Source organism: Mucilaginibacter sp. UYCu711 (genome assembly GCF_050433825.1).
Lineage (GTDB): Bacteria > Bacteroidota > Bacteroidia > Sphingobacteriales > Sphingobacteriaceae > Mucilaginibacter.
Window position 1 is genome coordinate 169718 of the sequence record NZ_JBNPWM010000012.1, and the last position, 25628, is coordinate 195345.

Below are 25628 nucleotides of genomic sequence, written 5' to 3' on the forward strand. Positions count from 1 at the left end.
CCTAATATTTTATGCCGATTCGGCCCGTATAATCAATACGGTTAAGCAATAACGGTAATTTTTCGGCTACTATATATTCATCAACTGCTTTGCGAGCGCCTTCCCAATGGCCATAATCATCAATAATAATAACGCCACCCGGTACCAATAACGGATACAGGTGCTTCAGCTCGTGTGCTGTTGATTCATAAAAATCAGTATCTAACCTTAACAATGCTATTTTGCCGGGCAGGGTTTGGGGGATGCTGTCTTCTACCTTACCTTTTACGTAATGCACCTTAGCTGTCGGATAATTTAAACTGCCAACATTTTTCTGCACCTCGTCAATAGTTGAATAGCACCAAACTGATGTTGGGTCCTCACGCTCGGTGCTGTTCATTAACTCCACAGCATCGGTACCGGTAAATACTTTATCAACCTCGGTAGGTTCAGACATGCCTTCGTAGGTGTCGAATAAATAGATCTCGCGGGTTTGGTCGCCAGCTTTTATTAGGGTATCAATAGCCGCCATGGTACTGCCGCCGCGCCATACGCCGCACTCAACAAAGTCGCCGTCAATTTTATTGGTAACCAGGTAATTTACCGCGTTGCATAGTGATGCAATACGTTCGGGCGTGGTCATGGTATAGGGTTTAACCTTTTTATAGGTATCAACGGTTTCTTTATCAAAATCGGCGGGTAAGCCATCAACTACCAAACGCTCGTCGGGTTTTACAATGTCGTAACCAAACTTATTTGCCAGGCCCCTTACTGTTTTTCTAATCATGTTCTATTATTTGCTATTGCTTGTTTAAGCAGCTTTGTTATCGTATTTATCCTACTGTTAATATCGTAATTTTCGCGGATGTGTGCCGCCTCTTTTTTCCCCAGTTCAACGGACAGGTTTACATCGGCAGCAATTTTAATCATGTAGCCGGCCATGCCTTCAATATCATGTTCGGGCACCAAATATCCGGTTTCTCCGTTAATTACCGCTTCTTTTATTCCGGCGTGCTGCGTACTTACAATGGCCAGGCCAGATGATCCGGCTTCCAGTATAGTTACCGGCGTGCCTTCCATATCGCCGTCAGGCGCGGTAACAGAGTGCTGCACAAAACAACGGGCTTTTGCAAACAGGGCTTTAACCTGATCTGCTTTTAATCCGCCATATAAAGTAACGCTTTTTTCTAATTTTAATTCGGTCACTAATGCTGATACCTCATCGGCTAACGGCCCTGTACCCACCATAGCTAACGTAGCATCCGGAAATTTATCAATCACCAGCTTAAACGCTTTTATTACTGATGTTGGCGATTTCTTTTTTACAAAACGGCCTATGGCTAAAAACGTTCTGCCGGTTTTTGAAATATCCAGCAGCGGAAAGGCCGATGTGTCAACCCCACATGAAGCGGTGGTTACTTTTTCGGCTGGTGCGCCCATAGCAATAAGCGCCCTGGCCATATCGCCCGATACTGCTATTAGTCCGCTGGCGTATTTAAACGCTTTTTGATAAAGGTTATGGTATAGAGCCGCGGTCTCGCGGTGATGCACATCGGCCCCATGATAGTGGATAACCAACGGCAACCCGGCCATTTGGCAAGCCTCGGTTACTGAGGCGCCTACCATGCCATACTCGGCAAATACTACATCAATTTTTTGTTCGGTTAGATATTTGGCCAGCGCATTAGTGCGTACATTAATCTCCAGCTTGTTAAATATTTTCTTTTGGATCAAATAGCTCAGCAAACCAAACGGCGACCGGATGAGGTACTTACCCTCATGGTCATAAACAGGGAAAACGCCGCCGTACAACACTTTTTTATTGCCGGGTAAACGTTCAATATGTTCCCGTACAAAGGTTTCTGAAAAGGAATCTTTATTAGGTTTAATGATGCAGAGGTTAAATTGCTCCATTAATTACTTTACTGGTTTTTGCGCAAGTACTATATATAAAGAAGCATCCCTGTCGCGCTGTTGCTGGGTATTCATTTTATTAAACAGCCTGATCTTAAGCTGCATCACAAAGGCAAACGGCGGAACCAAAAAGCGCGGAAGCTTATTGATAATAGCATCCTGCAATAACTGCAACCCGCTGGCAGCAAGGCCCATTATACCGAAGAATGAAGTTACTATAAAAGTTTCGTCTTCAACAGTTTTGCGTAAGCCCGCACTCGTCCAGCGCCAGTAATCGTTGGGGGTTGGGTGATAATACCAGTAGCCATGCGTGGTTAATATGATTGACCCGCCCGGTTTTAATATCCGCAGTGCTTCCTGTAAATAACCCGATGGTGTATCCACATGCTCCAGTACCTGGTTTGATAAAATGATATCGCAATAGTTATCAGGCAGGGTGGTTTTACTGTCGAAACCAATATGATGATCGGCCATAGGGTTCATTTCCAGGTCAACACCCAGGTAAGTGCCTACATGCGGTTCAATAACACTCCTGTACGGCATATCGCCGCAGCCAAAATCTACCAATAATAATTCTTTGTTATTAGCGGTTAGCTCTTCTATTTTTTTAATAGTCGCATCGCGTAACTGGGTTAGATGCACATATCTTGGATGGAATATATTGGGGTTTAGCCGGTCATTACCTTTCATGCGGCTAATTTAAGGCTTTTATATAGGTTATTAAAATGCTGATTACCGAACCCCTACTTATGCCTTGAATAATATCTTAACTGGTTAAGTTTCCTCACGGTGTCTTTACGCCATATCACTAACGAGTCCATATTTACCTTTTGCACTTCATATGATATTTCGTTAGTCTTATTTTTATCCAAAACCAGTAAACAGCCGGGCTGTGTAATGCCCCAGGTTCCGGTTGCCGGAGGCGGTGCCGGCATACCATTAAATGCCCCTAAAATAAGGTTATAACTGGCGTCAGTATTTAATTTAAAATAACCAGATTGTTTTAAACGCATTGTTTTATACACGGTATCAATACCATAAGGCGATTGCAGGGTGAAAGCGTTATCCCACCTAAACTGCAAACTGGCAAGGGGTGGGCACTTAAACGCGGCATAATGCTGGGTAATAACGGTACGGCCCACGGTTTGGCGTAAGGTTAACGAATCATCAGACAGTTGTATCACAGCAAACCTGCGCTCTTTGCTTGTACCCGGATTAAGCACAAATTCGCAAGCTTTATTGATACTCCATTTACCGTTCACCGGGGCATCATCGCTAAACAGGTTATAGGTAAAATCGCTGTTGATCTGGAAGTAACCGTTTGGATAAGTAACCGTATGGCTTATTGGTACATTACCCGCGTCAAATACGTTGGTACTTATCTCCCTTATTCCCCATCGCTTCAAATAGTCAATGGACGAAGCGTGCAGGCAAATATCTGTCGACTTTATTTCTTTTTTACAAGAACTCAGCCCAACCATTGCCAGCAAGATTAAATAGGGGAAAACGTACTTTTTCATCATTGCGCAGCGGTAAATATACTGGTAAATACATAAACAAAAAAAGAGCCACAAAATTGTGGCTCTTTTTAACAATAGTGTTTATCAAATATTATGATTGAAACTTCTTAGCGTTAATTCTACGCTCGTTTTCATTCAGATATATTTTACGCATGCGGATACTTTGCGGCGTAACCTCAATGTATTCATCAGCCTGTATGTATTCCATTGATTCTTCTAACGAGAATTTAATAGCGGGCGCAATACGTACGTTAGTATCGCTACCAGATGCACGCATGTTGGTTAACTGCTTGCCTTTGGTTAAGTTAATAACCAAATCGTTATCGCGGATATGCTCGCCTAATACTTGTCCTTCGTAAACATCAACTCCCGGATCAATGTGGAAACGACCACGATCCTGTAATTTATCAATAGCGAAAGCGGTAGTTTTACCGGTATCCATTGATACCAATACGCCGTTTGAGCGGCCTGGGATAGTACCTTTCCAGGGCTCGTAAGCTTTGAAACGGTGAGCCATAATGGCCTCGCCACCGGTAGCGGTTAATACGTTGTTACGTAAACCTATGATCCCACGTGCAGGTATTTCAAACTCTAAGTGTTGTAAATCGCCTTTTGGCTCCATTACCAACAGGTCGCCTTTGCGCTGGGTTACCAGCTCAATAACCTTACCTGAAACCTCGCCCGGTACATCAACTATAAGTGTCTCAACCGGTTCGCATTTAACACCGTCAATTTCTTTAACAATTACCTGCGGCTGGCCTACTTGCAATTCATATCCTTCGCGACGCATGGTCTCGATCAATACTGATAAGTGAAGAATACCACGGCCATAAACTAAGTAAGAGTCAGGCGATTCAGTTTCAATAACTTTCAACGCCAGGTTTTTCTCCATCTCTTTGTACAAACGATCGCGCAAGTGGCGTGATGTTACAAATTTACCTTCTTTACCAAAGAAAGGTGAAGTGTTGATGGTGAACAACATGTTCATGGTAGGCTCGTCAATATGGATAACTTCCAATTGCTCCGGCTTGTCAAAATCGGCAATGGTATCGCCAATATCAAAACCATCAATACCTACTACGGCACAAATATCGCCCGCGCTAACTTCGGTAGCTTTAACCTTACCTAAGCCTTCAAAAGTATATAATTCTTTTATTCTTGTTTTTTGGATAGTACCATCGCGTTTTACCAATGATACCGCCTGGTTTTCTTTGATAACACCACGTGCAACACGGCCAATAGCAATACGACCCACGAAAGAAGAATAATCTAACGATGTGATTTGCATTTGCAAAGTACCCTCGCTAATTGGCGGTGGCTGGATGTTTGCTAAAATAGCGTCCATCAACGGGAATATATCTTCGGTTGGTTTTTTCCAATCGGTACTCATCCATCCTTGTTTTGATGAACCGTAAATTACCGGAAAATCCAACTGATCTTCTGTAGCCTCCAGGTTAAAGAACAACTCAAAAATTTGCTCATAAACTTCTTCAGGGCGGCAGTTTTCTTTATCAACCTTATTTACAACCACAATAGGTTTTAAGCCTAAAGCCAAAGCTTTTTGGGTTACAAAGCGGGTTTGAGGCATAGCACCTTCAAAAGCATCGCAAAGTAATAAAACGCCATCGGCCATTTTCAATACACGCTCAACCTCGCCGCCAAAGTCGGCGTGACCAGGAGTATCAATAATGTTGATCTTAACATCTTTATACATTACCGAAACGTTTTTTGATACGATGGTGATACCACGTTCACGTTCCAGGTCATTATTATCCAATATCAGCTCACCAGTTTCTTGCCCTTCGCGGAAGATTGCGCAACTGTGTAAAATTTTATCAACCAAAGTAGTCTTGCCGTGGTCAACGTGTGCGATGATCGCAATGTTTCTTATTTTTTGCATGAAATGCCTTTAAAATTTGGCGCAAAGGTAAGGTTAATATATGGATTTTTAAAGGGAATGGATTTATTATATGAGAAGGTAATGCAAATTTAACTGCCAGATTACAAATGCAGAAAAATCGTTTTAAAGTTAGGAGGCTCCCCTGGAGCCATTAAAACCATAAATTTTATGCTATAAACAGGTAGTTCCTCCGGAACTGTAACCATTTCCCGTCTGTGACTCCGGAGGAGTCGCCTGTTTATTGCAAAAAGCCACCCATGAGATAGCGGCTCCGGAGGTGCCTCCTGATATACTTTCGATTTAGAAGGTGATCCTGATATCAAATGCACTATAACATATATACACGTTTCTTAATAAAATGTATTAATTTTGTGATCATGAATATCCAGGCAATTATAATTTTAATCATATTCGCTGCCGCTGTGTTTTACGTAGGCAAGCTGATGTACAGGAATTTATTTGCAAAAAAAGGTTGTGGCGAAAACTGTAAGTGCGGTGTGGATTTTTCAAACATCAACCCTGACAAAACCTTTAAATAGGCTGTTTCAATACTAAATCTTTATTAATTAATGGCTGATAAGCAGGTTTTTCAAACTGATACCCCCGGTAGATGGAACCGTTTTAAATGGCTTAGCCGTGTTATATTAATTGTTTTAGCGGGTAGTGTGTTAGGGTCGGTAATTACCATAACCTCGCAACAATACCCTAATCTGCCCAATTTAAATCCTGCCGCTAAAAAGCTAACTAAAGAAGAGCTTGAACAATTAAAGGCATCAAAGCAATTTAAAGATTTTAAAATTGATAAAGTCCAGATCCAAAAACTGGAACATACCCGCAGCTTATACCGCGCAAAACACCCCAATAATAAAGACCGTATTAACGCCGGCTTCTACCGCCCCTGGGAAGCACAGGCTTACAACTCGTTAGTAGAACATATAGTCCGCCTGGACATGGTAGTTACCGAAGGTTTTGTAATTAACCCCGGCGCTGATTCCATACTGGCAAAAATTGATACGGGTTTGATCAACCTCAATAAAAAATACAAAAAGCCGGTATTGGTAACCTTATCCAACTACGTTAATTACAACAATACCACCGGTGGTTTTGACAGTAAGGATATTTATCGCATTATAAAAAGCAAAAAGCTGCGCGCTACATTTATAGGCAGCATTGTTAAACAGTTAAACAAATACAAATTCCAGGGGGTAAACCTTGATTTTGATGATATTAAGGACCGTAACGCGCCCGAATATGTGCGGTTTGAGCAAGAGCTTTATAATACCCTGCACCCATTAGGTTTACTGGTAACGCAAAACGTAATACCTGATGATGAGCAATACAACTTAGAGCGTTTACAGCATTATAACGACTATTTGTTTGTAATGGCTATTAACCAGCATACAGAGGACAGTAATGCCGGCGATATATCAAACCAGCATTGGGTGGAGGAAATATTGGACAAGGTTTGCGCGCGTATCCCCAGCGAAAGGGTTATCTTAACTGTATTTGGCGGCGGGGTTGACTGGCCCGAGAATAGCGTCGGCAAAGGCATTGGTTACCAAACCGCCATTAGTACCGCCCACGAAAATAAAAGCAAGATAGTGTACGACCCGGTATCGGCCAACCTGCATTATAACTATACCGGTACCGATAGCTTGCTGCATACCGTTTATTTTACTGATGCCGCTACCAACTTTAATATCATCCGCATGGCTGATGATTGGGATACGGGCGGTGTGGCGCTATGGCGCCTGGGTAGCGAGGACCCTCGCATGTGGAGCTTTTTCCAGAAAAATTTGGCTATCGACTCGTTAAGAAAAACCGGTATCGATGTAAAACGCCTTACTACTGTTGGTTTAAATAATAAAATAAATTACGAAGGCGACGGCGAGGTGCTTGACCTGATAACCACCCCCGTTAAAGGCGAGATTGACGTTAAGCTGGATACAGTAAACTATATTATTACCAACCAAACCTATATTAAGCTGCCTACCAAATATGTTATCCGTAAGTATGGCTACAAGCCGGGCAAAATAGTTTTAACGTTTGATGACGGCCCCGACCCTGATTTTACCCCAAGGATATTAGACATATTGAAACGCGAAAAAGTACCGGCGGCATTTTTTGTAGTTGGGTCTATGGGCGAAAAAAACATCCAGTTACTAAAGCGCATTTATGACGAAGGATTTGAAATTGGTAACCATACCTTTTTCCACCCCGATATATCAACTGTAGGTTTAGAACGGGTAAACCTGGAGTTAAATTCAACCCGTAAACTTATCGAGTCGGTTACCGGGCACAGCACCATATTGTTTCGCCCGCCTTTTAATGCCGATGCCGAGCCGCAAACGCTTGCCGAGGTTATACCGGTTGCCGAAAGCCGCAAGCAAAGCTATATCAACATTGGCGAATCTATCGACCCGTGGGACTGGCAGCCGGGCGTAACTGCCGATAGTATACTTGCCCGAACCATTAAGCAAGCCAACAACGGCTCGATGTTGTTATTGCATGATGCCGGGGGCGATACGCGCGAGGAAACCGTAAAGGCGCTGCCCGGAATTATCCATTATTTTAAAACCCACGGCTACAAGTTTACCACCATTGCCGATATCCTTGATAAAAATAAGGATGAGCTGATGCCGCCGGTAAAAAACGGACTGTGGTTAAGCACTTCGTTAACCGATGTATTTATTGTAACCTTTTATTATATCAACTGGTTCTTGCTGTATGTGTTCCTATCGGCTATTTTTCTGGCTATTGGCCGTATTGTGTTGATAGGTATTTTAGCAGTACGCCAATACACCGAAAACCGCACCTTTACAAAATACCGCTCGCGCCTAACCAAAAGGCAGCTGCAGCCGGTAAGCATTATTGTACCCGCTTATAACGAGGAGGTTACGGTGATAAAAACCATACAAAGTCTGCTTAAAACCGAGTATAAAAATTTCGAGATCATATTTGTTGACGATGGATCGAAAGATAAAACCTATGACATGGTTTACGCGGCCTACGGCGATAACCCGCGGGTAATGGTGCTAACCAAACCTAATGGCGGCAAAGCATCGGCATTAAACTTTGGTATTACCCATGCCAGTCATGATTTTGTGGTTTGTATTGATGCCGATACACAGCTTAAAGACGATGCTATCTATCACCTGATGACCTATTTTACCGATGACGAAATTGGCGCGGTTGCCGGTACGGTTAAGGTGGGTAATGAGGGTAACATCATTACCCGCTGGCAGTCGATCGAGTATATCACCTCGCAAAATATGGACCGCCGCGCGTTCGACCTGATCAATAGTATAACTGTTGTGCCGGGCGCTATAGGGGCGTTCCGTAAGTCGGCAGTGTTCCAGGCCGGGGGCTTTACTACCGATACTTTGGCCGAGGATTGCGATTTAACGATGCGCATCCTTAAAAAAGGCTATATCATAAAAAACTGCGCCGAGGCCATAGCTTATACCGAAGTACCCGAAACATTAAGCGCCCTGTTAAAACAACGCTTCCGCTGGAGCTTTGGGGTGATCCAAAGTTTTTGGAAGAACCGCAGCGCCTTGTTCAATAAAAAGTATAAGTTCTTTGGTATGGTGGGGATGCCTAATATCCTCATCTTCCAAATCGTGCTGCCGCTGTTCTCGCCTTTGGCGGATCTGTTTATGGTAATAGGCCTGTTTGGTGATAAGCCGATGCGCATCGTCATCTACTACGTCATTTTTGTACTGGTTGATTTTATTGTGGGCACCATAGCCTTCTGGATGGAAAAAGAGGATTACAGGAAACTGGTCTACATTATCCCCCAACGTTTTGTATGGCGCCAGCTGATGTATTATATCCTGTTTAAATCATTACGTAAAGCGCTTAAAGGCGAGCTAAGCACCTGGGGGGTATTGAAGAGGACGGGGAATGTTAAGGCGGGAGTGCAGAAGTAAGTTGCATAATATGATAGCCAGGAATTACAAAAATCAGAAGCATGAGAATCGAGATTGTTGAATTAGAAAAAAAGGTCCGGAATGTAATGGGTTCAATCAACGCTCCTGATTACATGCTTCCAACATTTAGTGATGATGAAAGAGATGCCAGAGATAGCCAGCCATTAGTGCTGGACAATGTAATCAACGATAGATATTTGGCTTATGAAAGAGGCAACTTACTCTTTGAAAAAATAACAACTGAAATAGATGAGCTCTATTTTTGGATATTTGAAAGTATCACGTTTAGTGTATCATTTCAATATGCAGCGGAATTTGGTAAAAATAAAGAACAACGAATTGATGCTTTTGAAAAGCAAATAGAATTATTGACACAAATAAAGATTAAAGACAGGTTTATAGAAAGATTAAAAACAGAGTATAATAAAATATTGGGGTATAAACTGTTTCCTCAAGTGACAAACCTTCCAGAGGCGTAGCCTCGACTGATTTTGTAGCAACGGGTTTTAACCCGTTGGTTTAAAAAAGACGCCATTCTTAAGAGCCGTAGGCTCGGCCCATATATTATGCGTCGTGCCTACGGCTCTCGTTTTTACTTTATAAATTATACAATGGGTTTAAAACCCGTTTCCTCTTGATTCTTCCCTAATGAGCTATCTTTTTATTTCGGATTTATAAACAACCCGGGCGCTGGTTTTATACGTCTGGAAGTCGACACCGAAATATATATTCGATGAAAAGTTGACCTTATCACCGGTCGTAGCCAAAAGAATCCTCTGTTCGTTAAGTGCAGCTGCCGCATTAGCATAGGTCTTTACAAATGTAAATGGCCGTTGTACCTTTATTATAACCACCGCTTTACCATTCATGGTGGTGTGAGTAACTGTTTTCAACTTTACGTTGTTTAGGTTGTCATCTGCCCACCTAAAAGTTACATCACCACTTTCACTGATAGTTGTATAGTCGAACTCCTGAAGCGCTGATCTGCCAAAATCCTCGTACAGGTGCACTGCGTAAGATTGATCATATCCAACAGCTCCGAAAATAAGACTGATGTCTTCGTTGTAAACCATTGTAAGCGTCGAATTTGTAACAGAAGTTATAACTGTTTGATCATTAACGACAAAGGTTTCGTGGTAAATCGATGTATCCTCTATAGTTTTTGTTGTCGGCTCAATAACTTTTGTTTGACAACCTGCTAACCCGGCCACGCAAATAACAGCGGGCAAAAAATAAATTATAAATGTGTTTTTCATGCAGCAACGCCTGCAATATTCATGCGGCGTGCAATAAGATGAAGAGTATTACTATATATATTTATTAACTCTTTATTTTTGCCATATCCTTAACTATGGCGTTAATTTTTTGCCACTATCGCAATAATATAACCGTCAAATTAAATAATTCCGTCTATTAAAAAGAACACAGTAGTTAAATAACTATACTAAATAGAAATAATTGTAATAAAAAAGAAAATATATCTCTAATAAATATAAAACAAGGTATTTATAGATCGTAATGAGGTATCCGCCATGCTTGCCACCGCTGCATACTTGCGCCAGCGAGGAGGTATAAACTGTTTCCTCAAGTGACAACCCTTCCAGAGGCATAGCCTCGACTTATATTGTAGCAACGGGTTAAACCCGTTGGTTTAAAAAAGACACATTCTTAAGAGCCGCAGGCTCGGCCGATATAATATGCGCCTTGCCTACGGCACTCTTTTCTCAGCTTCATCAATATTCAATGGGTTAAAACCCGTTGCTACAAAATGCAGCGAGCCGATGGCTCTTGATTAGTTGATAGCAGCTAATTTCGAGATCAATAGTTTGTTTCACCCCTGAAACAAAATCGTGTTTCACCGGGCAAAAACAGGCGATATTATATATGACTGTTTCCCAATTATTTAACCTGCTTTCCTGTTAAAATTTACTGACGTAAAAGTTGTTTCATTTTGTTTCATCAACTTTTTGTAATTCGCTTATATTTAATGAGTTAATTAAAAATCCTGTTTCACTTGTTTCATTTGTTACACTATTTCGTGAAACAAAACAAAATCATAATTTAACAGCGGTTTCCTGTAGACAGGCCCAATCTTTAATTTTGTCCCGATAGCTATCTGGACACTAATCTTTCTCAATAAGGCAAACCGCGTAGGCAACAACGCCCTCTTCGCGGCCTATAAAGCCCAGCTTTTCGTTGGTGGTAGCTTTAATGGAAATATCGTCCTCGCTTATACCGGCAGCAGTAGCGATGTGGATCTTCATTGCAGGGATATGCGGGTTGATCTTGGGTGCTTCAAGGCATATCATGGCATCTATGTTGCCTACCTCCCAACCCTTTTCGCGCAGTAGTACCATCACGTGTTGTAATAGCTTTAAGCTGCTAATGCCCTTCCAGCGGTCGTCGGTATTTGAAAAATGGAAGCCAATATCGCGCAGGTTAGCGGCGCCTAATATAGCATCGCAAATGGCGTGTAGCAATACATCGGCATCCGAGTGACCGTAGGCACCGGCATGGTGCTCCAGGTTTACTCCCCCCAAAACAAATGGATGATGCTCCTTTAACTGGTGTACATCAAAACCAAAACCTACCCTTACTTTACCCATACTATTTTGCTGCGCCAAAGTTTACAGACAGGCTAAACCGAAGTGTATTAGCTAAAGGACTGCTTTGCTGGCTGGCTGCCAGGTAAGAGAAATCAAATCTATAAATATCGTATTTGAGCCCAAGGCCCAGGGTTAAGAATTGCCTGCCGCCTTTGGCAGCGTTTTCATAAAAATACCCGCCCCTTAAAGCAAACTGCTGATCATATACATACTCAAAGCCCGGCGCAAAGGTTATTTCTTTTAACTCTTCGCTAAACCCTCCGGGCGCGTCAGAGAAAGATCCAAAAATACCGGCCGGGACCGATACATTATCATCATGTCCTTTAATTATATTACCGTTGGCATCTCTTATCGGCGAGGTGGGCACCAATAATTTATTAATATCAAATGCCAGTGTTAACTGGTTAAACTCATCAATATTGATAGTGTTTGCAACACCCATCCTTAAATTGGTTGGTAAAAAGTACGATTGCCCAACATCCGAATAGCTAATCTTTGAGCCAATGTTTGAAATATCTATACCGTAGCTAAACGTTGCATCCTTACCAAACTGCTGTACGCTGTTGGTATGATACATAGAAATATCAGCCGCAACGGCATTACCCGGTTTAGCTGCCTGGCTTGAACCCGATACAAACGATTGGCTAAATAAGTTAGAGTGAATATAACGTAAGGTTAACCCCAATGAAAAGTTATTGCCAAACTTACGGGCAAATGATCCGTCTATCGAAAATTCGCTGGGGCGGTAGGTTCCCTGGTCGTTTTGATTGGCATCAACCAGTTGGATAGAACCCAGGTTAAAGTACCGCATAGACATACCGATTGCATTTCGTTTATCGATATTATGTGCAAAGCTTAAGTAGGAGATACTAACATCAGGCACTAAATGGCGAAGCCACGGGCTGTAAGACAATCCTATAGCATTGCTGGATGTATCTAAAAAAGCAAGTTTTGACGGGTTCCAGTAATTTGCATTAACATCAGGCGATAACGCTACCCCGGCATCACCCATGGCACCCGAACGTGAGTCGGGCGATATAGTTAAAAAAGGAACTACGTAATGTATAGAGTTATAAGCACTTCCGTTGGCGTTGACTCCACCAACCTGGGCAGCTGCAAATAAGGGTGATAATAGTATTATATATATAATAGAGGCCTTACCGTACAAAAACTTCATTTAGTCTTGTTTAATTTTAATTTGATAAATATAGGCTAATTATGCATTTTACTAATAAGCCGTTAAAGTTTTTTGCGTTAAAGTTGCCTTATAATGCAACACAACTCCCACTTTTTACGTTAAAAGCACCAAGCGGATTAATTGTTTCATTAACGCCAAATTAAGTTTACTATTTTATTTAAAAAATTTATAAATTTACCCCTATATATAATATTGTAAAAATATGAAAATACTTTTTACTTATGCTGCTTTAGTATCAGTGGGCATGGTAGCATTGCTTAGCGGATGTCATAAACCTGGTAAATCGCAAAAAACCGGGATACCTTATAACGACAAAAAATTCGGTTATTCTAAGTTTGCACAAACTCACCCGGCTCCGGGCCCGGGCTTGATAGCTATTGAGGGCGGTACTTTTGTATTAGGCGGCAGTGCAGACCAGGATATTAATTTTGAGTATAACAATGTACGCAAAAGAGTAACCATTCCTGCTTTCTATATGGATGAGACCGAAGTTTCTAACCAGGATTGGCTGGATTACCTGCATTGGATAAGCGCTACATTCCCAACCGATCATGAATTGTATTATAATGCATTGCCCGATAGTTTGGTATGGCGCAGACCGCTATCATACAACGAGCCATATGTAAATAACTATTTACGCCACCCGGCTTTCCAGGATTACCCTGTAGTTGGTATCACCTGGGATCAGGTTCAGGACTATTGCCAATGGCGTACAGACCGTACCAACGAGTATATTTTACAAGGAAAGGGTATTATCATTAACCCCCGCGCTGCTAAAAAGGGTGCGCCCGCTACTGCTGCAAATGCACAAAAAATTCCGTTTAATACAGATATGTATTTAAATAACCAGTTTAGAGGTGTTGGTATTGACGGCAAAAAGATGACGGCCGACCTTAACGGCAAACCGGCAGCCGGACAGAAAAAAGCTGTTAGACCAGCTATTGTTGAGGACGGTATTTTAAAACCAGCTTACCGTTTGCCTACAGAGGCCGAGTGGGAATATGCTGCTTTAGCTTTAGCAGGCAATACCCAATTTGAAAACATTACCGATGGTAAAATATATCCATGGAACGGTTTAGGCGTACGCTCTGCTAAAAAAGCTACACGCGGCTTGATAATGGCTAACTTTAAACGCGGCGCTGGTGACAATGCCGGTGTTGGCGGATATTTAAATGATAAAGCCATGATCACCGCGCCGGTAAGGCAATATGTACCAAATGATTTTGGTTTATATAACATGGCAGGCAACGTTAACGAATGGGTACAGGATACTTATCGCCAGATGACGTTTGAGGATGTGGATGACTTTAACCCATTCCGTGGTAATGAATTTGCCGACAAGCGTTTAGCTGACCCAGCAACAGGTAAATATGCAAAAGACAAATATGGCCGCCCTATAAAAGATCCGGCTAAGGCTGCTAAAAAAATGAGCTATGCCGAGCTAATTGCATCGCAACAACAAGGTGCTCCTGTTGGTGCTGCCGGTGCTGCTCCTGTTACTGTTACTGCCGCTAATCCTACAAAAGATCCGTTAGCAGGCAAAGCATATAATGCGGATGCGAGAGGTTTTTCTGATACAGTTAATACCAGCTTATATGGCACAACAACTTTAGTTAGTAACCACTCTAAAGTTTACAAAGGCGGTTCATGGAATGACCTGGCTTACTGGTTAAACCCTGCTACCCGCAGGTTTATGAACGAAGATGATGCCAGTGCCGAAGTTGGCTTCCGTTGCGCGATGGACCTTGTAGGTGCCCCGGAGATACACCCGGGAGGCAAACCACACTTTAGTATTAAGAAAACTAAGTTAAAATAATTTAAACAGCATAAAAAAAACCGGCCTGAAATTCAGGCCGGTTTTTTTATGCAAACTGCAGTAATATCTGCCCCTTCTCTACTTTATCTCCGGGCCTTATTTTTATTGACTTAACAATCGTATCAACCGGCGATTTAATGATGTTCTCCATTTTCATGGCTTCAAGGATTAATAAGCTGTCGCCCTTTTGTATGGTAGCGCCTTCTTCAACAAATACTTTTAGCACCAGGCCAGGCATGGGCGCCTTTAGCTCGCTTATTTTGGCGCTGGCCAAACCGGTTAGTCCCATTTTATCAAGCAGGACATCAAATTGATCTTTTGCTGTAATGCTGTAGATATTATTGTTTACCCTTATCTGTGCAGTCTTTAACGCTTTGTCAAAGCTCACCACTTCTACATTAAACGATTGCAATTGCTCAATAACATGCCAGGTTAAGGGGCTTAATTCTTTGATATCGGCCTTTACCTTGTTATTATTGATCACCAACTCATCGCCGGTGTGCTTAATAGCATAATCAAACTTATCATTTACTTTTACCCGGTACATGCAGTTATTGAGTTAGTGCGTATTGAATAAGATTAGCACCCATTTTAAGCGCTTTTAAACGACTTTCCTGGGTATCGCCCGCGTAGGTTCCATAATCTTCCCAGCCATTGCCCAAATCGCACTCAAACGTGTAATAGCAAACCAGCCTACCTTTATATATCAACCCAAAACCTTGCGGGCGTTTGCCGTCATGCTCATGTATTTTAGGCAGCCCGTTAGGGAACGGATATTTTTGATGATAAATAGGATAATTAGGTGGCAGCTCCACAAAATCAAGCTCAGGGAAAACCTTTTTCATTTGCGGGCGAATAAATTTGTCCAGCCCATAATTATCGTCGATATGCAAAAACCCGCCGCCCATTAGATATTTGCGCAGGTTGCTGGCTTCCTGGTCTGAGAAAATCACATTACCGTGCCCGGTCAAAAAAACAAACGGGTAATTAAATAGCTGAGCGCTTCCCGGCTCAACAATATCATCCTCGGCCTGGAAATTGGTTTTCAAATTTTCGTTGCAAAATTTTATCAGGTTTGGTAACGCTGTCCTATCTCCATACCAATCGCCGCCGCCGCTGTATTTAAGCTTAGCCATTTTATAGGTGGGCGCGTTAAAGCTGCTTAAAAAAAGCAGGATCAAAGCACTGGCCATGTAAGCGGATATCTTCATTTATCTGTTTAAAAAATTCACCTCGAAGCAGGCTTCAAGCGCGGCGGTTTCTGTGCGCAGCCTACTTTCACCTAAAGTTATGGCTTTATATCCATTATGCAAAGCGCTATCAATTTCGGCAGGCGAAAAATCGCCTTCGGGGCCAATCAGTATTAAATATTTTCCTTGTTTAGTAAGCTCTGTTTTCAAGCTTGTTTTCTCACTGTCTTCGCAATGGGCAATAAACTTTTGGCCATCAAAAGGCTGTGCTAAAAACCTGTTTAAAGCTATAGGTTCGTTTAAAACAGGATGGTAGGCTTTTAAGGATTGTTTTATAGCCGCTGTTATAATTTTATTAAGGCGCTCTGTTTTTGCCTCCTTACGTTCAGACCGCTGGCATATTATTAATGATATTTCATCAATACCTATCTCGGTAGCTTTTTCCAGGAACCACTCCAAACGGTCAAGGTTTTTTGTTGGGGCAATAGCGATGTGCAGATAATGATTGCGCTTACCGTATTCTGTTACAACATTTGTAATTTGCAGTATAGTTCTTTTGGGATGTGCATCTTTAATTTGGGCTGTGTATAAACCGCCTTTGCCATCTATCAGTTGTACTTCTGCTCCTACTTCCAAACGTAAAACGCGTACGGCATGCTTGCTTTCCTCTTCGTTAAGAAAGTATTGAGGATGAGAAGGGGCAATATCCGGGGTGTAAAAAAGATGCATTGGCAGGCAGATTAGTGTAAATCTACTGTATCTTCTTCATTTAGCAATAGTTCCAGTTTAACCGATTCAATATTCTGATCGGATTTTTTCAGTACGGTAATGTTATATCCGTTTGCTTCTTTTTGTTCGCCCACATCAGGGATCTTACCAAAAATATCGCCTAACCAACCGGATACGGTATCAAAATCACCATCTTCGGGCAGATCATGCGGAAGGTGGCCATTTACATCATAAATAGGTGCCAGCGCGTTTACAATAAACTCGCGATCGTTTAATGCTTCAACAATTGGCTTTTCCTCGTCATACTCATCCTGTATCTCGCCTACCAATTCTTCAACAATATCCTCCAGGGTAACCATACCTGCTGTGCCGCCAAACTCGTCAGACACAATAGCTATCTGGATGCGTTTTTGTTGCAGCTCGGCCATCAGGTCGTTTATTTTTTTAGTTTCGGGGATAAAGTAAGGCTTACGGATAATGTCTTTTAAAACTATTTCCTCATTTCGTGCCAGTAATGGTAAAATATCTTTGGCATGTACAATACCAACTATCTTATCAATAACTTCGTCATAAACCGGCAGGCGCGAATAGCCTTCGGTTATCAGGATCTCTAATAACTCTTCTTTTGATGTTTGTATCTCAATGCCCGAGATCTTAGTACGAGGCACCATGATGTTTTTAACAACACGCTCATTAAAATCAAATACGTTTTGTATTAACTCATGTTCAGTGGAATCAAGCGCGCCGGTTTCCTTACCCTGTTCAAGCAGGTATTGTAATTCTTCAGAACTATGATGCGACTCGCCTTGTACGGGGTTAATGCCCAATAACTTCAAAATAAAGTTAGCGAAGTTGTTAAGTAGCCAAATAATGGGCTTAAACATAACAAAGAATATGCGTAGTGGTGCAGATATAGCCAATGCCGTGCGCACTGAACTTTGTATAGCCAGCCTTTTAGGAGCCAGTTCGCCAAAAACAATACTTAGCACAGTAATTACCATAAACGCGAACACATGGCTGGTGTTTATTATAAAGGTGGAGGTTATCTCTACCCCGAACATTTTAAACATATTTAGCATAACGCGGGTAAACACGTCTTCGCCTACCACACCTAAACCTAACGATGCTATAGTTATGCCTAATTGAGTTGCGGCCAGGTAACCCGACAAGTTGGCCATGATACTGCGGGTAAGCCGCGCTACACGGCTGCCGGTTTTTACTTTCAATTCTATTTGCGAACCGCGAACGCGTACTAAGGCAAATTCGGCGGCTACAAAAAAGCCGTTCAAAAAAACCAGGAATATGGTTAGAACAATGTAATATCCGTTTACGTAGAGGTCAGGCGCCATTTATCAATTATTGGTACACAGGGAAAGTAGATTTATACAACTCTATACTTTCGTTAATTACTTTCCAGGCATATTTCTTACCAAGCATATGCTCGATGGTTACGTTTTTATCTTCCAGTATTTTATAGTCTTTAAAGAAACGTACGATCTCTTTCATAGCATGTGGCGGCAACTCTTGTAAATCGTTAATATAGTTTACAGACATATCATTTTTTGCTACCGCGATGATTTTATCATCCTGCTCACCATTATCAACCATGTGCATCACACCAACTATCTTGGCTTCAATGATAGACATAGGGAAAACATCGATTGAGCATAATACCAATATATCCAGCGGATCTTTATCATCACAATAAGTTTGCGGGATAAAGCCATAGTTAGCCGGGTACATTACTGATGAGAACAATACCCTGTCCAACTTTAATAAGCCCGACTCTTTATCAATTTCATATTTAGCTTTTGACCCCTTAGGGATCTCAATTACAGCATTTACAAATTCAGGAATGTTATCGCCCGGCGAAACCTGGTGCCATGGATGTTGTGTGCTCATTTATCTATTATGTATTTATTTTTCGCTTTTCACCAATCGCTTTTTTAAGAAAGCAAAAACCAGCGGAATTGTTGTAATTATTATTAATCCTATTACTACGTATTCAAGGTAATCTTTTAATTGCGGATATCGCCTGCCTAAAAAGTACCCGGATAAAATAAATGTATTTACCCAGGTTATGCTACCTGCTAAGTTGTAAATGGTAAACTTTTTAAAATCTACTTTTACTACGCCTGCAAAGATAGGGGCAAAAGTTCTTATTATTGGGAAAAATCTGCCTAAAACTAATGCCATACCGCCATGTTTGGCATAAAACTCTTCGGCTATTACAACATAACGCTTCTTAAAGAACAACGAATCGTTTTTATTGAATAGCATAGGCCCGGTTCGGTAACCAAACCAATAGCCCGTATAGTTGCCCAAAACACCCGCTAATATTACTGATAATATCAATGTACTTAATGATACATCTATCATCCCGGACGAACACAGCAAGCCGGCCATGAATAGTAAATAATCACCGGGCAAAAAGAAACCGAAAAATAAACCTGTTTCAGCAAAAACTACAATAAGCAGGAAATAAAACCCTCCCTTACTTAAAATGGATTGAGCGTCCGTTAAATTTTGCAGGTGTTCCCAAAAATTTTCCATTCACTATATTTGTAAAACTACAAATATTAAATTAAAATTTGTTGAGATTTTGATGGCTCATTTAAATGAGGCCGCTTACTAATTGAGGGTAAACGCCAATTACTATGGTCGCCAATGCGGCAAAGCCCAGTACAAAAACATAATAAGGCGGTACCGCAATCTGCTCGCGTTCTGCACTGCGGAAGTACATGGCTACAATTACCCTAAAGTAATAGAAGATGCTTATAATTGCGTTAATAACAGCTATTATCAGCAACACAATATGATACTGGGACATTACCATGTTAAAGGCAAAAAACTTGCCTATAAAGCCTGCAGTAAGCGGTATACCAGCTAATGATAGCATAGCTATTGTTAAAACAAATGCCAGGAACGGATTCTTTTTACCCAACCCGTTAAAGCTATCAAAACTATCGCTGTTGGTTTCCTGCTGGATCAGCATCAGCGCGCCAAAGGCTATAATAGATGCAACAGAATAAGCAGTAGCGTAAACCAATATGGTATTTGCAGAATTTGCGCCTAATGCTAAAATAGCGAACAATAAATATCCCGCGTGCGAAATACTTGAATAAGCCAGCATCCGCTTAAAGCTTTGCTGATATAGCGCAGTAATATTTCCTAAAAATAAAGTTATAACTGCTATAGCAATTAAGCCCGGCTGCCAGATGTTTGTTATTAACGGGAAGCAGGTAGCGAACAAGCGCAGGAACGCGGCAAAGCTGGCTGTTTTTGAAACAGTAGACATGAACGCGGTTATCAACGATGGCGACCCTTCGTAAACGTCAGGTGTCCAAAAGTGGAACGGAGCTACGCCCACTTTGAAGCATAAACCTACAATAACCAATATAACGCCTGTACAAAGCAATGGCGAAATTGCTTGATGCGTTATTACATAGTTCTGGATGTTTTCTAAACCAAATGACCCACTTGCGCCATAGATCAAAGTAAAACCAAACAATAAGAAACCGGTTGAAAATGCACCCATAAGGAAGTATTTCAAGGCTGCTTCGTTTGATGCAAAATCGTTCTTTTTGATACCTGCCAATATGTATAAGCTTACCGACATAATCTCGATACCGATAAACAGCATGGTTAAATTATAATAAGACACCATTACAATTATCCCCGCCAGGGAGAATAAAATAATAGCGTAATATTCGGCTATATGGCTGCTTATCTTTTCGAAATACCCTTTAGAAAGTAAGAGTATTAATATGGTTGACAGGATAGCAACTGATGAAAAAGCAATAGAGAAATTATTGAATAACATCATGCCATGATAGATAGGCACGGCGCCGTTGTTCCATTGCGCTACTGCTAAGCCCAATGCAACAAGCAACCCAATAATAGTTACGGGCAGCAACGCTTTTTGCATTTTATATAAACCTAAATACAACAGCACTATAGGTAAAACAGATATGACAATTAAAGTATTCATGATTAAAACTTACCTGATATTTTTACAGTGTGTATTAAATTTTCGACCGCGGCTGCTGATATATGCAGTATAGGCTGCGGGTATATGCCTAAACCAATTATTAATATACAGATAATGCCTAAAACCAATTTCTCTGATCCATGAATGTCTGCAAATGTTGCAGTTAACTCATTGGTTGTACCCTGCATTACATTTTTGTACATACGCAACATATATACCGCGCCAAAAATGATGGTTAATCCCGCTACAGCAGCAAACCATATATTAAATTGATAAACACTGTTTAATAATAAAAACTCGCCTATAAAGCCGTTAGTTAATGGCAGAGCCACCGTGCCCAATACAATTATTAAAAAGGCAATTGAAAATTGAGGCGCAACCTTGGCTATACCGCCAAGCTGGCCAATATTACGCGTACCTAAACGGGTGCTGATGATATCCCAGATAAAGAACATGCCCACCACATTAATACCGTGGCTTATCATTTGTATCATGGCACCTTGCAGGCCCTGGCTGTTCCAGGCAAATATGCCGGCCGCAATTAAACCAACGTGTGCTATTGATGAGTAAGCGACCAAACGTTTACCATCAGTTTGTTTAAAGGCGATTATTGATGCGTAAACAACGCCAATTACGGCTAATACCATAATCAAATGTTGCCATGTTATAAAACCTACAGGCGCAATAGGGATCATCCAACGGATAACACCGTAGATACCCATTTTAAGCATGATACCTGCTAACATCATGGTACCTGCTGATGGTGCTTCTGTATAAGTATCGGGCTGCCAGGTATGGAACGGGAACAACGGCATCTTAATAGCAAAGGCCAGGAAGAATGCCCAGAATACCAATCCCTGGTGATCTTTAGTTAATGCAGCACTGGCATAAAACTCGTGCAGATCATAGGTTTGACCGGCTGACTGAAAGTACATATAAATAATAGCCAGCAACATAAACAGCGAGCCGGCAAATGTATAAATGAAAAATTTGATAGTGATGCGGATCCTGTTTTCGCCGCCCCAAAGCGAGCAGATAAAATAGATAGGTATCAACGCTGCTTCCCAACCTACGTAGAATAAGAAACCATCCAACGCAGTAAATACAACCAGCATACCGGCCTGCATAAACAATATCAACGCGTAAAACACATTGGCATTTTTATATTGATGCTTGTAAGTAGTTAAAATTATTAACGGAATAAGTACGGTAGTCAACAATACCATAACCATGCTGATACCATCAATACCTGCATTAAAGTAAGCACCTATTTGTGGGATCCAGGGAGCCTCAACCTCAAATTGTATACTCGCATCGGGTACAAACTTTGCCAGGAATACGCCTGCAATTGCCAACTCAATAACAGAGAAAAATAATGCCGCGTGTTTAGCCGTTTCGTTCTTGAACAGAAGAACAGCAAGCGCCGCAAGTACCGGCAAAAATATTAATATACTAACCGTCATTTTATATTGTAAACAATTTTAAACTATATAGTAAAATGGCAACAATGCCAGCAACCATCATAAATATGTAGAACCCTACGTTACCTGTTTGCAGTAAACGCAAGCCTTTGCCTGATTCAACCGCACTCTTGCCTATCCCGTTAACCAAACCATCAATACCTAATTTATCAACAACGTTATAGAAGAATACTGACAATGCATCCAGCGGTTTACGGATCAGGAAATCGTATATCTCATCAATATAAAATTTATTATAAGACAAGTTGGCCAGTAAACCACGCTCTTGCGTATCCTCAACAGGTACATGTGCGCCTTTAACATATTTTATATAAGCATATGCCATAGCTATCAAAGCACCAAGTACTGATGTGCCCATTAATGCCCATTCGGTATTGTGACTTAATTCGTGTTCGCCTAATATTTTATGTGATTCCTCAAATACCGGCGCCAAATATGCACCTAATTCGTGGTGACCGCCCATTACCGCAGGCACGCCTATCATACCACCAACGGCAGATAAAATAGCTAATACGATCAATGGTATGGTCATGCTTGGCGGCGACTCATGTAAATGATGCTCCTGCTCGTGTGTTCCGCGGAATTTACCCCAGAAAGTAAGGTACATCATCCGGAACATGTAGAATGAGGTTAGCATGGCGGTAATAACACCTATTACATAAAACGTAACGCTATGTGCATAAGCTGCTGCTAATATTTCGTCTTTTGAGAAGAAACCTGAGAATGGCGGGATACCTGCAATAGCAATAGTACCCACCAGCATGGTTACAAAAGTAATTTTGATCTTACCGCTTAACCCACCCATTTTGCGCATATCCTGCTCGCCGCCCATGGCGTGGATTACAGAACCTGCACCCAGGAATAATAAGGCTTTAAAAAATGCGTGCGTTAATACGTGGAAGAATGACCCGGTATAAGCACCAACGCCTAAACCTAAAAACATATAACCCAGTTGCGATACGGTTGAGTAAGCCAGTACTTTCTTAATATCAGTTTGTGTTAGGGCTATCAAGGCCGCGAAAGCTGCGGTTAACAATCCGATGATCGCAATAACTTCCATTGTTTGCGGAGCCATTGTGAAGAGGATGTTTGAGCGGGCTATCATGTAAACACCTGCCGTAACCATGGTAGCGGCGTGGATCAAAGCTGATACCGGAGTTGGGCCGGCCATCGCATCAGGCAACCAGGTAAACAATGGCAACTGTGCCGATTTACCTACCGCGCCGACAAACAATAATAAGGTTATCAGTACAAAAGGTGCGCCTGGCGTGGTTAATGCTTTGCCAAAAACATCAGCATAAGCTATACTACCAAATGTGTTAAATATTAAAAAGATACCGATCAGGAAACCCAGATCGCCAATACGGTTCATAATAAATGCTTTTTTGGCAGCATCGGCGTAGCTTGGATTAGTATACCAGAAACCAATTAACAGGTAAGAGCAAAGACCTACTCCCTCCCAACCGATAAACATGATCAAATAATTTGATCCCATCACTAATAAAAGCATAAAGAAAACAAACAGGTTCAAATAAGCGAAGAATTTACCAAAACCGTCATCATCATGCATATAGCCTACCGAATACAGGTGAATCAAAAAGCCTACCCCGGTTATGATCAGCAACATAATTGAACTTAACTGATCGACCAAAAACGAGAAATTAACCTGTAACGACCCTACAGAGAACCAGTTAAACAGATCAACATTAATAGCTTGTCCGGTTGATTTGATCTGGCAGAAAGCAGCCACACTTAACCCGAACGATAGTAAAACCAACAGGCTGCCAATAAAGCCAATAACGGCTTTTGATAGTATATTACGGCCAAGGCCGTTAATAACGAAACCGGCTAACGGTAATAAAGGAATAAGCCAGATGTATTTCTCCATTGTGTTATGTTGTACGTTTGACGTTGTACGTAATACGTTTTTTTCTTTATTATTTAATTAATTCAAATCCGAAATCGAAAATCCGAAATTTACCCTACCATTTCAATCTGTTCAGTACATTAATGTCTATCGAGTTTGTATTGCGATAGATCATTACAATTATAGCCAGGCCTATTGCTACTTCGGCAGCAGCCAGGGCCATTATAAAAAATACAAATACTTGTCCGCTGGGATCGTTTGAATAAACCGAGAAAGCTGTTAATAACAGGTTCACTGCATTTAACATCAACTCGACCGACATAAATATTACGATTGCATTACGGCGCACTAATACACCAATTACACCTATCGAAAATATAATAGCACTTAACATGATGTAATGGTTAAGCGGTACAAAGTGCATTGCGTTAGTTAAATTTTGCATTATACAGTAGTTTTTGGGTCTTTAGTAGCCAATAAAACAGCACCAACCATCGCCGATAAAAGCAATACAGATGATACCTCGAAAGGCAATAAATACTCGTTAAATAATGTCTTTCCTAAGTTTTTTACCAGGCCCAGGTTAGGGTCCTTAAGTATAACCGGATCTGAAATCCCTAAAGCGCGTATTGATGCTATAATAGTCACCAAAAAACAACCGCCGCCAATTACCGCTGCAATTTTTACCAGGTTTGATTTTGGTTGCTCGCTTTCCTTATTCAGGTTCATCAGCATCAGGGTGTACAGGAACAACACCAGTATGGCACCCATATAAACTATAAAGTTTACAATAGCTAAAAACTGCGCGTTTAACAGGATGTAATGAATAGTGAACGTAAAAAACGTTAATATCAGGTAAAGTATGCTATGCACCGGATTTTTGGCAGTAATTACCAAAATGGAAAAGAATACGGACAAAAACGCTATGAAGTAAAATGTATTCATGGTTAACTATTACAAAACATTTCGCCCCCCTAAAAAGAGTTGGGCAAAGGTATAAAACTTCTTTATGGATTTAACGGGGCCTCAACTAATTTGTCTTTGCCGTAAATAAAATCTTTTCTTAAATAATCAGAAGGCACTATATCACCATCTAAATAGATAGCTTCCTTAGGGCAGGCTTCTTCGCAAAGGCCACAAAAAATACAACGCAGCATGTTTATCTCGTAAACGGCAGCGTATTTTTCTTCGCGGTATAAATTCTCTTCTCCAGGCTGGCGCTCTGCAGCTATCATGGTTATGGCCTCGGCAGGGCATGATAATGCGCACAAGCCGCAAGCTGTGCAACGCTCTTTGCCATTCTCATCACGCTTAAGCGAGTGCATACCACGGAAATTTTCAGAGAACTCGCGTTTCTCTTCCGGGTAAGCAATGGTTACCGGCTTCTTAAAAAAGTGGCTCATGGTAATTCCCAGGCCTTTTATTATTGCAGGCAGGTAAGCGCGCTCTAAAAAATTTAGCGGCTTGTTATCTACTTGTTTTCTTTTATTACTTAACGGCTCCAT

At 41.3% G+C, this 25628-nt stretch carries 24 protein-coding genes; 4 read left to right on the top strand and 20 right to left on the bottom strand.

Annotated features, from left to right (window positions below):
* Nucleotide 1: 1 nt before the first annotated feature.
* From ABIB50_RS23180 to typA, 5 genes are all read right to left on the bottom strand, one after another.
* Nucleotides 2-766 (bottom strand): TylF/MycF/NovP-related O-methyltransferase, encoded by a 765-nt coding sequence (locus ABIB50_RS23180; RefSeq protein ID WP_429383686.1) that lies wholly within the window; start codon nt 764-766, stop codon nt 2-4.
* Complete coding sequence (locus ABIB50_RS23185; RefSeq protein ID WP_429383688.1) at nt 763-1893, bottom strand: glycosyltransferase; 1131 nt, start codon at nt 1891-1893, stop codon at nt 763-765. Before ABIB50_RS23185 ends, ABIB50_RS23180 begins: the two co-directional genes overlap by 4 nt.
* Before the next feature lie 3 nt (nt 1894-1896).
* Nucleotides 1897-2583 carry a class I SAM-dependent methyltransferase gene (locus ABIB50_RS23190; RefSeq protein ID WP_429383690.1) on the bottom strand — a complete coding sequence of 229 codons (687 nt, stop codon included), beginning with the start codon at nt 2581-2583 and terminating at the stop codon, nt 1897-1899.
* Between the two features lie 53 nt (nt 2584-2636).
* Complete coding sequence (locus tag ABIB50_RS23195) at nt 2637-3416, bottom strand: hypothetical protein (RefSeq protein ID WP_429383692.1); 780 nt, start codon at nt 3414-3416, stop codon at nt 2637-2639.
* Between the two features lie 88 nt (nt 3417-3504).
* A complete protein-coding gene (typA, locus tag ABIB50_RS23200; protein ID WP_429383694.1) occupies nt 3505-5313 on the bottom strand; it encodes a translational GTPase TypA in 1809 nt (602 codons plus the stop codon).
* A 377-nt stretch (nt 5314-5690) separates the two neighbouring features.
* Between typA and ABIB50_RS23205 the strand changes: the two genes are divergently transcribed.
* From ABIB50_RS23205 to ABIB50_RS23215, 3 genes are read left to right on the top strand one after another with little or no spacing between them, the layout of a single operon-like run.
* A complete protein-coding gene (locus tag ABIB50_RS23205) occupies nt 5691-5852 on the top strand; it encodes a FeoB-associated Cys-rich membrane protein (RefSeq protein WP_429383696.1) in 162 nt (53 codons plus the stop codon).
* Nucleotides 5853-5882: 30 nt separating this feature from the next.
* Entirely contained in the window at nt 5883-9245 is a 3363-nt protein-coding gene (locus ABIB50_RS23210) for a glycosyltransferase (RefSeq protein WP_429383698.1), read from the top strand.
* A 41-nt stretch (nt 9246-9286) separates the two neighbouring features.
* On the top strand, nt 9287-9724 hold the full coding sequence (locus ABIB50_RS23215) for an Imm63 family immunity protein (protein ID WP_429383700.1): 438 nt from the start codon (nt 9287-9289) through the stop codon (nt 9722-9724).
* Nucleotides 9725-9898: 174 nt separating this feature from the next.
* Here the strand turns inward: ABIB50_RS23215 and ABIB50_RS23220 are convergent, their stop codons facing one another.
* The 3 genes from ABIB50_RS23220 to porV all read right to left on the bottom strand — a co-directional run bounded on the left by ABIB50_RS23220 (nt 9899) and on the right by porV (nt 13028).
* Nucleotides 9899-10501, bottom strand: coding sequence for a hypothetical protein (locus ABIB50_RS23220; protein ID WP_429383702.1), 603 nt, complete (start codon nt 10499-10501; stop codon nt 9899-9901).
* An 867-nt stretch (nt 10502-11368) separates the two neighbouring features.
* Nucleotides 11369-11851, bottom strand: a complete 483-nt coding sequence (ispF, locus tag ABIB50_RS23225) for a 2-C-methyl-D-erythritol 2,4-cyclodiphosphate synthase (RefSeq protein WP_429383704.1) — start codon at nt 11849-11851, stop codon at nt 11369-11371.
* Between the two features lies 1 nt (nt 11852).
* Complete coding sequence (gene porV, locus ABIB50_RS23230) at nt 11853-13028, bottom strand: type IX secretion system outer membrane channel protein PorV (RefSeq protein ID WP_429383706.1); 1176 nt, start codon at nt 13026-13028, stop codon at nt 11853-11855.
* A gap of 223 nt (nt 13029-13251) precedes the next feature.
* On the opposite strand from porV, the gene ABIB50_RS23235 reads away from it, so the two are divergent.
* Nucleotides 13252-14865 (top strand): SUMF1/EgtB/PvdO family nonheme iron enzyme, encoded by a 1614-nt coding sequence (locus ABIB50_RS23235; RefSeq protein WP_429383708.1) that lies wholly within the window; start codon nt 13252-13254, stop codon nt 14863-14865.
* A gap of 46 nt (nt 14866-14911) precedes the next feature.
* Here ABIB50_RS23235 and ABIB50_RS23240 read toward each other — a convergent pair whose 3' ends face one another.
* From ABIB50_RS23240 to ABIB50_RS23295, 12 genes are all read right to left on the bottom strand, one after another.
* Nucleotides 14912-15412 (bottom strand): acetyl-CoA carboxylase biotin carboxyl carrier protein subunit, encoded by a 501-nt coding sequence (locus ABIB50_RS23240; RefSeq protein ID WP_429383710.1) that lies wholly within the window; start codon nt 15410-15412, stop codon nt 14912-14914.
* A 4-nt stretch (nt 15413-15416) separates the two neighbouring features.
* Nucleotides 15417-16076 (bottom strand): DUF4159 domain-containing protein, encoded by a 660-nt coding sequence (locus tag ABIB50_RS23245; RefSeq protein WP_429383711.1) that lies wholly within the window; start codon nt 16074-16076, stop codon nt 15417-15419.
* Nucleotides 16077-16784: a 16S rRNA (uracil(1498)-N(3))-methyltransferase gene (locus ABIB50_RS23250; protein WP_429383713.1), complete on the bottom strand. Its 708-nt coding sequence runs from the start codon at nt 16782-16784 to the stop codon at nt 16077-16079.
* 11 nt (nt 16785-16795) lie between these two features.
* Nucleotides 16796-18133: a hemolysin family protein gene (locus ABIB50_RS23255; RefSeq protein WP_429383715.1), complete on the bottom strand. Its 1338-nt coding sequence runs from the start codon at nt 18131-18133 to the stop codon at nt 16796-16798.
* 7 nt (nt 18134-18140) lie between these two features.
* Nucleotides 18141-18686, bottom strand: a complete 546-nt coding sequence (locus ABIB50_RS23260) for an inorganic diphosphatase (RefSeq protein WP_429383716.1) — start codon at nt 18684-18686, stop codon at nt 18141-18143.
* Nucleotides 18687-18701: 15 nt separating this feature from the next.
* The gene (locus ABIB50_RS23265) at nt 18702-19337 is read right to left on the bottom strand and encodes a DedA family protein (protein ID WP_429383717.1); all 636 of its coding nucleotides are present in this window, start codon (nt 19335-19337) and stop codon (nt 18702-18704) included.
* 61 nt (nt 19338-19398) lie between these two features.
* Complete coding sequence (locus tag ABIB50_RS23270; protein ID WP_429383719.1) at nt 19399-20775, bottom strand: NADH-quinone oxidoreductase subunit N; 1377 nt, start codon at nt 20773-20775, stop codon at nt 19399-19401.
* Between the two features lie 2 nt (nt 20776-20777).
* Nucleotides 20778-22238 (bottom strand): complex I subunit 4 family protein, encoded by a 1461-nt coding sequence (locus ABIB50_RS23275; RefSeq protein WP_429383721.1) that lies wholly within the window; start codon nt 22236-22238, stop codon nt 20778-20780.
* A 1-nt stretch (nt 22239) separates the two neighbouring features.
* Nucleotides 22240-24144, bottom strand: a complete 1905-nt coding sequence (gene nuoL, locus ABIB50_RS23280) for an NADH-quinone oxidoreductase subunit L (protein ID WP_429383723.1) — start codon at nt 24142-24144, stop codon at nt 22240-22242.
* Nucleotides 24145-24238: 94 nt separating this feature from the next.
* Entirely contained in the window at nt 24239-24568 is a 330-nt protein-coding gene (gene nuoK / locus ABIB50_RS23285; protein WP_429383725.1) for an NADH-quinone oxidoreductase subunit NuoK, read from the bottom strand.
* Entirely contained in the window at nt 24568-25068 is a 501-nt protein-coding gene (locus ABIB50_RS23290) for an NADH-quinone oxidoreductase subunit J family protein (protein WP_429383726.1), read from the bottom strand. The genes nuoK and ABIB50_RS23290 overlap by 1 nt, the downstream gene beginning before the upstream one ends.
* A gap of 62 nt (nt 25069-25130) precedes the next feature.
* The gene (locus ABIB50_RS23295) at nt 25131-25628 is read right to left on the bottom strand and encodes a NuoI/complex I 23 kDa subunit family protein (RefSeq protein WP_429383728.1); all 498 of its coding nucleotides are present in this window, start codon (nt 25626-25628) and stop codon (nt 25131-25133) included.